The following is a 14,529-nucleotide window of genomic DNA, read 5'->3' on the forward strand; positions in this document are numbered from 1 at the left end:
CTACCTGCCAGCCTTCTCGGCTTCCTTGATCGCCTCGGCCCAGGCCGCGTCCGACCTGAGGGTGCCGTTCTGCACCCGGTTGATCACGTTTTCCACGGCGACCCGGGTCGGGCCGTTCTTCTTGCCCAGGTACTGCGGCGTCAGGCCCTCAGCCATCTTCGGGAAGATCTGCCCGACCGGCGCGGAGTTGAAGAACTCGTTCTTGAAGTCCGCGATCGCCGGGTCCGTGTAGAGGCCCGGCTGCGACGGCAGGTTGCCGACCGTCTTGAAGATCTCGATCTGCTGCTCCGGCTGGACCAGCCAGTCCAGGAACTTGTACGCCTCGTCGACGTTCTTCCCCTGCTTCGGAATGGTCAGGAAGGAGCCGCCCCAGTTGCCGCCACCGCCGGGCACTGCGGCAATGTCCCACTTGCCCTTGGTGCCGGGCGCGGTGTTCTGGATGTGCCCGAGCATCCACGCCGGACAGGCGAGCACCGCGAACGAGCCGCTGGTGAAGCCCTTGTCCCAGTCGGCCTGGAAGCTGGTGAGGTTGGCCGAGATGCCGGCGTCGACGGCCTTGACCGCGTAGTCGAAGGCGACCTTGGGGCCGCCGTCCATCCGCAGCTGCTCACTCTCGTCGTAGAAGCCGACGGGCTGCTGCCCGAGGATCGGGTTGAACAGGTTGGTGCCGTTGTCGATGAACTTCTTCTTCGTCTTGGTGGTGTACTCCTGGCCGACCCGGATGAAGTCGTCCCAGGTGGGCCAGAGCGCGGAAACCTGGTCACGCTCGGTGGGCAGGCCGGCGGCGGAGAACAGGTCGGTGCGGTAGCACATGGCCAGGCCGCCCACGTCGGTGCCGAGGCCGATCTGGGTCTTGCCGTCGGGTGAAAGCGACTGCTTCCACTTCCACGGCAGGTAGTGGTTCTCGTGCTTGCCGGCACCGAAGTCGAGCAGGTTGACGAACTTGTCGGCCTGGCTCCGGAACTGGACGATGAAGCCCTCGTCGATGGCCGCGATGTCAGGCGCGCCCGAGCCCGCGATCAGCTTCTTCTGCAGGTCCTCGTGCTGGGCGTTGTACTCCCCCGAGTTGAGAGCGATCTTGACGTTCTGGTGCTCCGCCTCGTACTTCGCCTTGAGGTCCTTCAGGCCGAAGTCGCCCCAGAAACTGATTGTCAGCGTGACCGTGCCGTCGCCGGAGCCGCCGGTGGTGCTGCGCCCGCTGCACGCCACCACCATCGACCCGACCACCAGACCCACGGCTGCGACCCGCAGCCAACGAAGCGTAGAGCGTCTCATGACCCTCCTCCGAGACCATCTGGGAACGCTTCCGAGATCGAAAGGCATCGACTGAACCGGATAAGTGTCGCCACCGTACGGGCACGCTTCCACAGTGTCAACGGCCGGTTAACGACGTGGGCCGACCGGCACCCCGCAGCAGCTGGGAGTTGGCCGTCCCGGTCCCCCCGTAGACTGAACCGCACAAGCTGGGGCGACCGGGTGGGCGTACCCGGAAGTGGGTTCAGGAGGACGTACGCGGGTGAAGCGACCGACGATCGCGGATGTCGCCCGGCGGGCGGGAGTCTCCAAGGGCGCGGTGTCGTACGCGCTCAACGGCCAGCCGGGAGTCTCCGAGGCGACCCGACAGCGCATCCTCGCCATCGCCGCCGAGATCGGGTTCAGCCCGAGCAGCGCGGCCCGCGCGCTCTCCGGCGCGACCGCCCGGGCGATCGGGCTGATCCTCGCCCGCCCGGCGCGCACTCTCGGCATCGAGCCGTTCTTCATGGAGCTGATCAGTGGCGTGGAGGCGGAGCTGTCCGCCCGGTCGTACGCGCTGACCCTCCAGGTGGTGGCCGACCAGAGCGCCGAGGTCGCCGTATACCGGCGGTGGTGGGGCGAGCGGCGCGTCGACGGCGTGCTCGTCTGTGACCTGCGCACCGACGACCTGCGGGTGCCCGTGCTGGAGGAGTTGCGCCTGCCCGCCGTGGTGATCGGCGGACCGACCGGGACCGGCAGCCTGCCCAGCGTCTGGTCGGACGACGCGGCGGCGCTGGTGGAGACCGTGGAGTACCTCCACGCCCTGGGACACCGACGGATCGCCCGGGTCGCCGGCCTGCCCGACCTGCTGCACACCGCCATCCGGACGCAGGCGTTCACCGGGGTGTGCCAGCGCCTCGGGCTGGCCGAGGCGGTCACCGTCTCCTCGGATTACACCGGCGAGGAGGGTGCCCGGGTGACCCGGCGGCTGCTCAGTTCCCGGCTCCGTCCCACCGCGGTGATCTACGACAATGACGTGATGGCGATCGCCGGGCTGTCGGTCGCCCAGGAGATGGGTCTCGCCGTCCCCGCCCATCTGTCCATCGTGGCCTGGGACGACTCCCCGCTGTGCCGGCTGGTGCACCCGCCGCTGACCGCGCTCGGTCGGGACATCCCCGCCTACGGCGCGAATGCGGCCCGGCAACTGTTGCGGCTGATCGAGGGCGCCACCGCCGAGGGACTGGAGACCGAGACGCCACAGCTGACCCCCAGGGGCAGCACCGGCCCGCCGCTCGACGAGAGCTTAACCGCTTAATCCCTGTCGGCGTCACCGGGACGTGGAGGGAAACTCCTCGAAGTACGCTTCGACCCGCTCGGCGGTCGCCGGCCGGGCCAGCTCGAACCCCTGGCCGTAGCGGCACCCGGCCCGATAGGCCCCGTCGACCTGGTGGGCGGATTCCAGTTCCTCGGCCACCACCTCCAGCCCGATCCGCTCGGCGACGGTGACCACCACGTCCAGCAGGGATCGATGCTCGCCGCCGCTCGCCGCGGCCAGCTCCGGCCCGACCTTGAGCAGGTCGATCGGCAGTCTGCGCAACTGGGCGAGCGAGGCGTGCTCGGCGCGGAAGTCGTCCAGGGCCGTCCGGATTCCCATCGACCGCAGCCCGGCCAGCCGCGCCACCACGGTCGGCAGCTCGGCGCCGACCCGCGGCTCGGAGACCTCGACCACCAACTGGTCCGGCCCGACACCGTACGCGTCCAGCACCGCCACTGTCCGGGGCACAAAGTCCGGCGAGGTCAGCTCGCGGATGGAGACGTTGATCGCCATCCACAGCCGCCGGCCGCCGACCGACCAGTCCGCCAGCTGCCGGCAGGCTCGGTCCAGGACCCACGTGCCCAGCTCGCCGACGATGTCGAGATCCTCGGCGACCGGCAGCAGTTCCGCCGGGAACACCGTGCCGAGCACCGGGCTGCGCCACCGCAGCAACGCCTCCGTGCCGACCGGCCACCGGTCCGCCAGCCCGAGCACCGGCTGGTAGACCAGGTCCAGCTCACCCCGGGCGACCGCGCCGGGCAGCTCCCGCTCCAGCTCCAGTCGGCGGACCAGCTGCTCCTCCAGGTACGCGTCGTACCACTCGACCCGGTCCCGGCCGAGCTGGGCCGCACGTCGCCGGGCCAGGTCAGCCTGCCGCAGCACGTCCTCCGGCGGGCCGTTGGCGAGCTCGGCGAGCCCCACACTGGCCCGTGACCGCAGCACCGCCCCGGACACCTCGTAGGGCCGGTCCAACGCGGTGAGCAGCCGGGCGCCCAGCGCGTACGCCAGCACCGGCCCGGCCCCGGTGATCACCGCGAGGCCGCTGCCGGCCAGGTCGAACACCTCGTCGTCGGCGGCCACCACGGCCCGCGCCCGCCGGACGGCCTCGGCCGCCACGTCGTCGCGCACGGCGATCCCCGGCAGTTCGGTGAGATGCAGGTCGACCACGAGCAGCGCACCGGCCAGCGGTGACGGCCGCGCCGCCAGGGCCCGCAGCAGCGCGGCGCGACCGGCGGGCCCTGGATGATCCGCAGTGGTGGCCGACGCCGGCATCGGAGCGACCTGCGACGGCGCGGCGGACGGCGACGGCGTAGCGGACAGCGACGGCGTAGCGGACAGCGACGGCGTAGCGGACAGCGACGGCGTGGATGACGGCGGCGACGCGGCGGACGGTGACGGCGTGGCGGACAGCGATGGCGTGGACGACGGCGGCGACGCGGCCACCGGCGACGGCGTGGCGGACGAAGACGCGGCGGGCGAGAGGGCGGTTTCCGGGGCGGCACTGATCAGTTCGCGGGCGACCAACGGGGGCACTGCGGCGAGCGCGAGCAGCACCGCGACACGGTCGGGCAGCAGACCGGCCTGCAACTGGTGGACGGTGGCCAGCACCACCCCGCCCGCCGGAACCAGCGTCCGCGGCCAAACCAGGGTGGCGCTCCGCGACGGATCGTCGCCCGCCTGCACCACGCGCCGCACCCCGTCGGCGGTCAGCAGCACGCCGACCACCAGCGGCGGTACGGCCAGCAGCGGCACCCGCCCGGCGGTGGGACCGGCCGGCAACGCGGCCAGCAACACCAGCGCGAGCAGGGCCAGCGCGGCACCGACGCGGCACCGGGCCGGGCCGGCGTTGCGATGCGGCCCGGTCGCCACGGTCAGCAGGTCGCCGGCGAGCAGGCCGATGGCCGCCGCCGCGGCCAGCCGCCCCGGCGGCGGCACACCGGCGTAGGGCAGCAGCAGCCAGGCGACGAGCACCAGACACAGACCGGCCACGGCGCCGTCGAGCAGCCGACGCAGCCGCACCCGGGCCGGCGCAGGTGGCCGGCGGGGCAGGCTGAACAGGCCGGCGCCGAGCAGGGCGGCGGTGCCGGCGAGCCCGGTGGCGGCCGCCGCCGGACGGTACCCGGCGGAGGCCAGCGGCAGCACCGCAGCGGTCAGGCCGGCGGTCACCACCGCGGCGTGCAGCAGCGCGGCGGCCCGCCGTGGTCGGGCCGCTCGGCGACGGGCGAGCCGCCCGCCCCCGAGATCGGCCGCCGGCACGTCGGGACCGATGGCCAGCCGAGACAGGCGTACGCCCGCCAGCGTCGAACCGGCGGCACCGGCGAGCGCCACCACGGCGAGGGCCGGCACCGGCCCGGTCACACCGATGGCGACCAGCACGGCGACCACCGCGAGGACGCAGGTTTCCGGCAGGATGGGACGGTAGACGGCGGCGCGGAACACTGAAGTGACGGGCACGGCGTTCGCCTTCGTGAGGGGACACTGCGGCGGTGCGGCGGTGCGGCGGACGGCGAAAATGCTAGTCCGACGCCCACCATCCGTGAACGACTCAGTCCACGCGGAGTGACGGCTTCCGGATAGTGAGCCGGATCACGCCGCACGGTTCCATGCGTCTCGGCCCCCCCAACAGGCCGACCCGGCGCGGCCCGGCCCGACGCCGGTGGGATCATCGAATGATGGCCCGCTCCGACACCCTGCGATTCCGGCACCATCAGGCCACCCTGGTCGCGGCGATCGTCGCCACCATCGGCGCCCTGCCGCTGGCCAGCGCCCGCACGTACCTGCTGCCGATACTGCTGGTACCGCTGGCGGTAGCCGTCTGGGCCTGGCGCGCCGGCACCGACGCGGACACCGCCGGGCTACGCCTGCGGGCGCTGGTCGGCGAGCGTCGTGTCGGCTGGGAGCAGGTGGCCGAGCTGGGAGCCGACCCGCGCGGTCGGGCGGTCGTCCAGCTCACCGACGGTGAGCTGGTGGTGCTGCCCGCAGTACGCCGGCAGGACCTGCCCCGCCTGGTGGCCGCGGCTGGCCAAGGCGACGCGGAGCCGGCTCAGTAGCCCTCCGTCACCACGTTCGCCAGCTGCTCCCCGGCCACGAGCCGACGAATCTGCCGGCCGACCAGGCGGTACGCCCGCGGCAGCAGACCCCGCACCGACCCCGCCACGTGCGGGGTGATCAGCACGTTCGGCAGCGCCCAGAGCGGATGGTCGGCGGGCAGCGGCTCCGGGTCGGTGACGTCCAGCGCGGCGCAGATCCGACCACTGCTCAGCTCGGCGACCAGTGCGTCGGTCCGCGCCACCGGGCCCCGCGCGGCGTTCACCAGCAGCGCACCGTCGCGCATCGCGGCCAGGAAGCGCTCGTCGACCAGGCCCCGGGTCTGCTCGGTCAGCGGCACCAGCAGCACCACGATGTCGGCCTGCGGCAACAGCCGGGCGAGTTCCTCGACCCCGTGCACGCCCTGTTCGGGGCGGGCCGTGCGGGCCACCAGGATGAACTCCACCTCGAACGGCGCGAGCCGGGCCCGCACGGCGGTGCCGATCGAGCCGGCGCCAACGATCAACACCCGCTTGCCGGCCAGTTCGTCGGTGGGTGCCACCTCGTCGTACGCCCACCGCCGCTGCGCCTGAGCCCGGGCCAGCGCGGGAAAGGCACGCACCTGGGACAGGATCGCCGCGACCACCCACTCGGCGGTGGAGGGATCGTGCACGCCCCGGGCGTCGCAGAGCAGGACGCCGGGTGGTACGCGGTCGACCCAGGCGTCCGCGCCGGCCGTGAGCAGCTGCACCACCGCCAGCTCGGGCAGCTCGGGCAGCAGCGCGGTGAGCTCCGGCTCGCCGGGAAAGGGCGGCACCCAGAACCGGACATCGGCGGCCGCCGAGGGCAGCCGCGTACGGTCGGCCATCGTCTCGACGGTGACCTGCGGCGGCAGCTCACCGAGCAGGGCGTGACCGTTCTCGTGCGGGATCCATACCTTCACGCTCGCCGACAATAGGCTGCGGCGGCCGGTTCCGCGGTGCAGGGACGGCTCGCGTCGACTTCCGCGCCGACGCCTGCGGCGGGCTACCCTGGGCCTGGTGAGCGCTCCCCCGTACTCCCGAGCCCGTCAGCTCCGCACGGCCCTCGCCGCGTCCTGCGCGATCATGCTGCTCGCCGCCACCGGATGCAGCCTCGGCGAACCGGACCCGGACCCGGCCGGCGAGCCACCCAACCTGCCCAGCCCTTCGGCGACCGCCGGCACCGGCAACCAGGAGATCGTCGCCACCGTGCTGGCCAAGGGGCTGCGGGTGCCGTGGGGCATCGCCTTCCTGCCCGACGGCGGCGCTCTGGTCACCGAACGCGACAGCGGCCGGATCCTCCAGGTCGGCCCGGAGTCCAGCCCGGACGGCCTGAAGATCACCGAGGTGCAGACCATCGACGAGGTGGCGGCCGGCGGCGAGGGCGGCCTGCTGGGCATCGCCGTCTCCCCCGAGTTCGAGCGGGACCGGACGGTCTTCGTCTACTACACCGCCGAGCGGGACAACCGCATCGCCCGGCTGCGGCTCGGCGAGAAGCCCACCCCGATCCTCACCGGCATTCCCAAGGCGGGCATCCACAACGGCGGCGGCCTCGCGTTCGGCCCGGACGGGCAGCTCTACGCCAGCACCGGCGACGCCGGGGACACCGCTCGGTCGCAGGACGTCAAGCAGCTCGGCGGCAAGATCCTGCGGATCACCCCGGAGGGGAAGCCGGCGTCGGGCAATCCCTTCCCGAACTCCCCGGTCTGGTCCCTGGGGCACCGCAACGTGCAGGGCATGGCCTGGGACGGCGACCGGATGTACGCCGTCGAGTTCGGCCAGAACACCTGGGACGAGATCAACCAGATCAGCAAGGGCAAGAACTACGGCTGGCCCGAGGTCGAGGGGCGTGGCGGCGACAAGAAGTACGTCGACCCGATCGTGCAGTGGTCGACCGACGAGGCGTCCTGCTCGGGGCTGGCCGCGGCCGAACGGACGCTGGCCACCGCCTGCCTGCGTGGGCAGCGCCTCTGGCTGGTCGAGCTGACCGAGACCGGCACGGTGCTCGGGCAGCCGCACGCGCTGCTGACCGAGAAGTACGGGCGCCTGCGGGCGATCGCCGCCGCGCCGGACGGCTCGCTCTGGGTGAGCACCTCCAACCACGACGGGCGGGGCCGACCGGCGCCGGAGGACGACCGACTGTTGCGGCTGGTCTTCTCAGGTGGCGGTGCCGGGCGCAGCTGAGCCACCCGCTCCTTTACGGTGGCGGTGCCGCGCGCAGCTGAGCCACCCGCAGCGCGCGGCAGGGACGGTCGGTTCATCCGACAATCTCTCGGCCCAGGTTTGCCAAGATCCTTCCAGGGGCAGGTCAGAATCTCAGCATGGACGGTCACGAGAACGAGCAGCCGCGGCGCGACCGCACCGGGGACACCCCGGGCGCTCGCGGGCACCGCGTCGCCCCGCTGCGGCGTGCCGCCGTCGCGTCGCGCCGCGCCGTGCGGCACCCTGTCGTGCGCCGGATCGCGGTCGGCCTGGCCGTTCTGGCTGTCACGCTGGCCGGGGTGCTGGCCGGGGTCGTCGCCGGCGGGCAGGTCGGCACCGACATCGGACCGTTCCGCGCGAAGCTGTCGGTCGCGCCAGCCACCAGCGGCGGCACCACCGTCGACATCCCGCCGTTGGGCGCGCTGCAGCTGAACAGCCACGACGGGCCCACCCACCTGACGGTGGAGCTGGGTGCGCTGGAGCAGAGCCGCGTCGAGGCCCTGATCGAGGATCCGGCGAGCCTGAACCGGGCCACCCAGTCGGCGGTCGACGAAATTCGTGAGGGCGTGCTGCGGCTCGGGCTGCGTACCATCGGCTCCGCCGTCCTGGCCGCCCTGGTGCTGGCCCTGCTGGTCTTCCGCGACACCCGCCGGGCCGCCTGGGCCGGCGGCCTGGCGCTGCTGATCACCGTCGGGAGTCTCGGCACCGCCGCGGCGACCATACGCCCGCAGTCGATCGAGGAGCCCAGGTACGAAGGGCTGCTGGTCAACGCCCCGGCGATCGTCGGTGACGTACGCCGGATCGCCAACGACTACACCCGGTACGCCGAGCAGCTCCAGCGTCTCATCGGCAACGTCACCCAGCTCTACACCACCGTTTCGGCGCTGCCGGTGTTCGAGCAGCAGCCGGGCACCACCCGGGTGCTGCACATCTCCGACATGCACCTCAACCCGGCCGCCTGGCAGCTGATCCGGACCGTGGTGGAGCAGTTCGCCATCGACGTGGTCATCGACACCGGCGACATCACCGACTGGGGCAGCGAACCGGAGGCCTCCTACGTGGGCTCGATCAGCCTGCTCCGGAAGCCGTACGTCTACATCCGCGGCAACCACGACTCGGGGCGTACCGCGGCGGCGGTGGCCCAGCAACCGAACGCGATCGTGCTGGACAACGCGACCACCACCGTCGCGGGGCTGACCATCGCCGGCATCGGCGATCCCCGCTTCACCCCGGACAAGAGCACCTCGCCGGCCGCCGGCGGACTCAACCCCCCCACCGCGAACGAGCTGATCACCAACGGCGAGCAACTGGCGGCCACGGTCCGCAGCTCACCGCGGCCGGTGAACATCGCCCTGGTGCACGATCCGGCCGCCGCCGGCCCGCTCTCCGGCACCTGCCCGCTCGTGTTGGCCGGGCACACCCATCAACGGCGGGTCGAGAAGCTGCCCGAGGTGCCGGGTCAGCAGCCCACCACGCTGATGGTGGAGGGCTCGACCGGCGGTGCCGGTCTGCGCGGGTTGGAGGGCGAGCAGCCGACCCCGTTGAGCATGACGGTGCTCTACTTCGACCAGGAGAAGCTGCTCCAGGCGTACGACGACATCACCGTCGGCGGCACCGGCCAGGCCCAGGTGAGCCTCGAACGCACCGTGGTAACCCAACCCACCGCTGGCCCCCCCGCCCCCGTAACCCCCACCCCCACCCCCACCCGCTAACCCCCCACCCCGCCCCGGCCCGCCCGGCCCGGCCCGGCCCGGCGATCTTGCACTTTGTGTCCCCGCATAAGCGTCTAAAAGGGGCGATTCGGCGACCGAAAGTGCAAGATCGCGGGGGCGAGGGGGCGGGGCGAGGGGGCGGGGCGAGGGGGCGAGGGGGCGGGGTCAGCGGAGGGAGAGGGCGGCCAGGGCGGCGTTGACGATGCTGCCGGGCAGGAGGTCGTGCAGGTCGTAGAGGTCGTGGACGGTGCCGGACTGGCCGAACTCGTCGACGCCGAGCGGGACGGCGGGGGCGCCGACGGCCGAGCCGAGCCAGGCCATCGCGTGCGAGGCGGCGTCGTGCACGGTGACCACCGGAACCCGGTCGGCGAAAGCCGACCGCAGCGCGCCGGGCACGCTGGGCACGGTGGCGGTGCGTACGCCCTGACGCAACGTGCGCTGCCAGGCCCGGTAGAGGCGGTCCAGGCTGGTGACATCGACGACGTGGGCGGCGATCCCCTCGTCGGCCAGCTCCGCCGCCGCGGTCAGCACCTCGGGCAGCACCGCGCCGGAGGCGGCCAGCTGCACCGTCGGCGCCTCGGCCAGGCGCGGGTCCGCCTGGTGGGCGTCGACCAGCCGGTACGCCCCGGCGAGCACCTGCCGGCGCAGCACCGCGTCGCCGAGCCGGGCGCGGGCCGCCTCGAACGGCGCCTGATCCACCGGCCGGGTGCTCAGCCGGAAGTAGTACGCGCCGTCCTCGGCCGGCGCGGCGGTCGGCGCGGGCTGCGGCGCACCGGCGATATGGCCGAGCGCGTCACAGAGCAGCCAGTCCAGGCTGGCCGCGTACGCCGGCTCGACGAAGGTCACCCCGGGCAGTTCCAGCCCCACGCTCGCGGTGATCGTGGACTGGTGCGCGCCGCCCTCCGGGGCGAGGGTGATGCCCGACGGGGTGCCGGCCACCACGAACCGGGAGCCGGAGTAGGTGCCGTAGAGGAAGGCGTCCAGCCCGCGCAGCACGAACGGGTCGTAGACGGTGCCGACCGGCAGCAGCGGCTGCCCGGACAGGTCCCAGGACAGCCCGAGCTGGCCGAGCAGCAGGAACAGGTTCATCTCGGAGATGCCCAGCTCGATGTGCTGCCCGTCGGGGCTCTCCGTCCAGCGCAGCATCCGGTCATCCGACCACGATCGTTGCGCGGTCGGCGCGAACACGCCGGTCTTGTTGATGAACCCGGCCAGGTTGGTGGAGGTGGCCACGTCCGGCGCGGTGGTCACCAGGTACTTCCCCACCTGCGGGTCACGGGCCAGGTCGACCAGCACCCGACCGAAGACCTCCTGGGTGGAGATCGGCTTGTTCGTGCGTACCCTCGTGGTCGTTGGGACGGTGACCCCCAGCGCATGCTCGCGGGGCGCGCGGGACAGCGCCTCCCGGCGCTGCCCGGCCCGGATCCCCGCCGGGGATGCCGGATCGAGACGATCCCACTCGGTGTCGCGGGTCAGGCCGTGCGCGGCGCGCAGCGCGTCGACCTGTTCGCCGGTGAGCAACGCCGAATGGTTGCGCGGATTGCCGGCGATCGGCAGACCCCAACCCTTGACCGTGTACGCGAACACCACGCTCGGCCGGTCGGTCACCGCGTCGCACTGGGCGTACGCGTCGAGCAGCGCCGCCAGGTCGTGCCCGCCCAGGTCGGTGACGAGCGGCCCCAACTCCTCGTCGGCGATCTCGGCGACGAACGTCTCCACCTCGGCCGGCGCACCGTCCAGGAACCGCTTGCGCAGCTGCGCTCCGGTCAGCCCGAACAGCGACTGGTACTGCTCGTTCGGCATCGCGTCGATCCAGTCGCGCAGCGCCGCGCCCCCGGGACGGTCGTACGCCTGGGCCAGTTTGCGGCCGTGCTTGACCTCGACCACGTGCCAGCCGGCGGCCTCGAACTGGCCGCGCCACTGGTCGATCCGTACCCCGGGAACGACCCGGTCCAGCGACTGCCGGTTGAAGTCGACCACCCACATGACGTTGCCGAGCCCGGCGGTGGCCGGGTCGGCGACCGCCTCCCAGATGTTGCCCTCGTCCAGTTCGGCGTCCCCGATCAGCGCGACGAACCGGGAGTGCGGGCGGGCGCCGAAGTGCGCGTCGACGTAGCGTCGGGTCACCGCCGCGAACAGCGGGGCGGCGGCGCCCAGGCCGACCGAGCCGGTGGAGAAGTCCACCCCGTCCGGGTCCTTCGTCCGCGACGGGTACGACTGGAGGCCGCCGCGCGCCCGCAGCCGGGTCAGGTACGACCGGTCCAGGTTGCCGAGCAGGTACTGGATGGCGTGGAACACCGGCGAGGCGTGCGGCTTCACCGCGACCCGGTCCTCGGCGTCCAGGTGGGCGAACCACAACGCGGTCATGGCGGTCACCAGAGAGGCACTGGACGCCTGGTGCCCGCCGACCTTCACCCCGTCGCCTGTGCTGCGGTCGTTGGCCGCGTCCACGATCCGCGTGGCGAGCCACAGCACCCGCCGCTGAATCTGGTCAAGGACATCGATGTCGGGTTGGTTCACGGCGGACTCCAGGAGTCCGGTGCGTCGTCGTTGACGCCCGGTCGGCGCGGCTTCGGGGTGTTGCGGCTCGAGGCGCTCCGGCTCCGGGCGCTCCGGCTCCGGGCGCTCCGGCTCCGGGCGCTCCGGCTCAGGGCGCTCCGGCTCCGGGCGCTCCGGCTCAGGGCGCTCCGGCTCAGGGCGCTCCGGCTCAGGGCGCTCCGGCTCAGGGCGTTAAAAGGGGGCCCCTTCTCTACACGAGGCGTTAAAAAGGGGCCCTTCCTTACACCCTTCCTTACACCTCAGCTGAGGCGGGTGAGGATCAGCTCGCGGACGGTCTGGGCGTCGGCCTGGCCGCGGGTGGCCTTCATGACGGCCCCGACCAGTGCGCCGGCGGCGGCGACCTTGCCGGAGCGGACCTTGTCGGCGATCTGGGGGTTGGCGGCGATCGCCTCGTCGACAGCGGCGGTCAGCGCACCGGTGTCGGAGACGACCTCCAGGTTGCGGTTCGTCATGATCTCGGTAGGTGAGCCCTCACCGGCGACCACACCCTCCAGCACCGTACGGGCCAGCTTGTCGTTGAGCTTGCCGGCGTCGACCAGGCTCTGCAGCTCGGCGACCTGCGTCGGGGTGGCCCCGACGTCGGCGAGTTCCACGCCCGACTCGTTGGCCCGCCGGGACAGCTCGCCCAGCCACCACTTGCGGGCGGCGGCCGGGGTGGCACCGGCCGCCACGGTGGCCTCGATCAGCTCGACCGCGCCGGCGTTGAGCACCGACTGCATGTCCGCCTCGGACAGCCCCCACGCCTGCTGGAGGCGGCGGCGGTGCAGCCGGGGCAGCTCCGGCAGGGCGGCCTTCAACTCGGCCACCCAGGCCGGGTCCGGCGCGAGCGGCACCAGGTCCGGCTCGGGGAAGTAGCGGTAGTCGGTGGCGGTTTCCTTGGACCGGCCCGGGGTGGTGTCTCCGGTCTCCTCGTGGAAGTGCCGGGTCTCCTGGGTGATCCGTCCGCCCGCGTCGAGCACGGCGGCCTGGCGCAGCATCTCCGAGCGGACCGCCCGCTCGACCGAACGCAGCGAGTTGACGTTCTTCGTCTCGGTGCGGGTGCCCCACTCCTCGCCCGGCAGGTTCAGCGAGGTGTTGACGTCGCAGCGCAGCGAGCCCTCCTCCATGCGTACGTCGGAGACGCCGAGCGAGCGGAGCACGTCGCGCAGCTCGGTGACGTACGCACGGGCCACCTCGGGGGCGAGCGCACCGGTGCCGGGGATCGGCTTGGTGACGATCTCCACCAGCGGAATGCCGGCCCGGTTGTAGTCCACCAGCGACTCGGTGGCACCGTGGATGCGGCCGGTGGCCCCGCCGACGTGCAGCGTCTTGCCGGTGTCCTCCTCCAGGTGCACCCGCTCGATGCCGATGCGCACGGTCTCGCCGTTGACCTCGACGTCCAGGTAGCCGTCGACGCAGAGCGGTTCGTCGTACTGGCTGATCTGGAAGTTCTTCGGCATGTCGGGGTAGAAGTAGTTCTTCCGGGCGAAGCGGCACCACGTCGCGATGGAGCAGTTCAACGCGAGGCCGATCCGGATGGTCGCCTCGATGGCCGCGGAGTTGGCCACCGGCAGCGAACCGGGCAGGCCCAGGCAGACCGGGCAGACCCGGGTGTTCGGCTCGCCGCCGAAGTCGGTCGGGCAGCCGCAGAACATCTTCGTGTTCGTGCCCAGCTCGACGTGGGTCTCCAGGCCGATCACCGGCTCGTAGCGCGCGACGACCTCGTCGTACGCGGGCAGCGTCGTGGTCATGGGAACTCCAGTTTTCGGGCGGTAGCCGGCCCGCGGCGGCATCCGGACACAACGCCGCCAAGCCTAACCGCTCGGCCCGCTCCGCCTCGGCCGGGCATCACTCGGGCGTCGTGAACCGCCGCCGGTTGTAGGTCAACACGAGCAGGATGCCGCCGATCGAGAACGCCACGACGCTCAGGAGCATCAGCACCAGGGCCGAGTTCGATCCGGTGGTCGGCAGCCACCAACTGCCCTGCGGCTCCGGCGACGGCGAGGCCGCCGCCGGGGTCGTCGGCACCACCTCGGTCGGGGTGGCCGACGGTTCGGTCGGAGCCGGCATCGGGACGATCGCCGCCGCCGTGGGCGCCGGCGTGGGCGTGGATGTCGGCTCGGACAGCGCAGCGGCGACGACCAGCGACAACTCCTCGGTGGCGCTCGTCGCCGTACCGGCAGCGCGTACCGTCACGGGGAAGCTGCCCGCGATCTCCGGCCGGCCGCTCAGCCGGCCGTCCGGGTCCAGGGTGAGCCCCGGCGGCAGGAAACCGGCGGCCACGCTGAACCGGATGTCGGAGTCGCCCTCAGCGGTGAACCGGAACGAGTACCTCGTGCCGACGGTGCCGCGCGGCGGCTCACCGGAGGTGATGGCGGTGGCCGGTGCGGCGATCACCACCGTGACCTCGTGGTCGGCGTGGAAGCCGTGCTGGTCGGTCAGGCGGATGCCGAAGGTGTGGCTGCCCGCGGTGCTCGGCGTG

General features: G+C 72.6%; 10 protein-coding genes. 4 read left to right on the forward strand and 6 right to left on the reverse strand.

All coding sequences use genetic code 11. The features are described from left to right. Positions 1 to 1,275: an ABC transporter substrate-binding protein gene (locus tag Vqi01_RS21715; RefSeq protein ID WP_204036674.1), complete on the reverse strand. Its 1,275-nt coding sequence runs from the start codon at positions 1,273 to 1,275 to the stop codon at positions 1 to 3. Between the two features lie 241 nt (positions 1,276 to 1,516). Here Vqi01_RS21715 and Vqi01_RS21720 point away from each other — a divergent pair, with 241 nt between their 5' ends. Then, positions 1,517 to 2,548, forward strand: coding sequence for a LacI family DNA-binding transcriptional regulator (locus tag Vqi01_RS21720; RefSeq protein WP_204036675.1), 1,032 nt, complete (start codon positions 1,517 to 1,519; stop codon positions 2,546 to 2,548). A gap of 12 nt (positions 2,549 to 2,560) precedes the next feature. Here the strand turns inward: Vqi01_RS21720 and Vqi01_RS21725 are convergent, their stop codons facing one another. Then, entirely contained in the window at positions 2,561 to 5,002 is a 2,442-nt protein-coding gene (locus tag Vqi01_RS21725) for a bifunctional diguanylate cyclase/phosphodiesterase (RefSeq protein ID WP_204036676.1), read from the reverse strand. 218 nt (positions 5,003 to 5,220) lie between these two features. Here Vqi01_RS21725 and Vqi01_RS21730 point away from each other — a divergent pair, with 218 nt between their 5' ends. After that, positions 5,221 to 5,598: a PH domain-containing protein gene (locus Vqi01_RS21730; protein WP_204036682.1), complete on the forward strand. Its 378-nt coding sequence runs from the start codon at positions 5,221 to 5,223 to the stop codon at positions 5,596 to 5,598. Here the strand turns inward: Vqi01_RS21730 and Vqi01_RS21735 are convergent. Then, entirely contained in the window at positions 5,592 to 6,518 is a 927-nt protein-coding gene (locus Vqi01_RS21735) for a 2-hydroxyacid dehydrogenase (RefSeq protein ID WP_204036677.1), read from the reverse strand. The genes Vqi01_RS21730 and Vqi01_RS21735 overlap by 7 nt on opposite strands. A gap of 163 nt (positions 6,519 to 6,681) precedes the next feature. Here Vqi01_RS21735 and Vqi01_RS21740 point away from each other — a divergent pair, with 163 nt between their 5' ends. Together Vqi01_RS21740 and Vqi01_RS21745 are read left to right on the forward strand one after the other, a co-directional pair. After that, a complete protein-coding gene (locus Vqi01_RS21740) occupies positions 6,682 to 7,779 on the forward strand; it encodes a PQQ-dependent sugar dehydrogenase (protein WP_239098568.1) in 1,098 nt (365 codons plus the stop codon). A gap of 137 nt (positions 7,780 to 7,916) precedes the next feature. Then, on the forward strand, positions 7,917 to 9,509 hold the full coding sequence (locus tag Vqi01_RS21745) for a metallophosphoesterase (RefSeq protein WP_204036678.1): 1,593 nt from the start codon (positions 7,917 to 7,919) through the stop codon (positions 9,507 to 9,509). 165 nt (positions 9,510 to 9,674) lie between these two features. On the opposite strand, the gene Vqi01_RS21750 is transcribed toward Vqi01_RS21745, so the two are convergent. The 3 genes from Vqi01_RS21750 to Vqi01_RS21760 all read right to left on the reverse strand — a co-directional run. Beyond that, complete coding sequence (locus Vqi01_RS21750; protein ID WP_204036679.1) at positions 9,675 to 12,029, reverse strand: thiamine pyrophosphate-binding protein; 2,355 nt, start codon at positions 12,027 to 12,029, stop codon at positions 9,675 to 9,677. Between the two features lie 278 nt (positions 12,030 to 12,307). Continuing rightward, on the reverse strand, positions 12,308 to 13,798 hold the full coding sequence (gene gatB, locus Vqi01_RS21755) for an Asp-tRNA(Asn)/Glu-tRNA(Gln) amidotransferase subunit GatB (RefSeq protein ID WP_204036680.1): 1,491 nt from the start codon (positions 13,796 to 13,798) through the stop codon (positions 12,308 to 12,310). Positions 13,799 to 13,895: 97 nt separating this feature from the next. After that, a partial coding sequence (locus Vqi01_RS21760) for a putative Ig domain-containing protein (RefSeq protein WP_239098567.1) occupies positions 13,896 to 14,529 on the reverse strand: 634 nt, incomplete at its 5' end.

The organism is Micromonospora qiuiae, from assembly GCF_016863555.1.
Classification (GTDB): domain Bacteria; phylum Actinomycetota; class Actinomycetes; order Mycobacteriales; family Micromonosporaceae; genus Micromonospora; species Micromonospora qiuiae.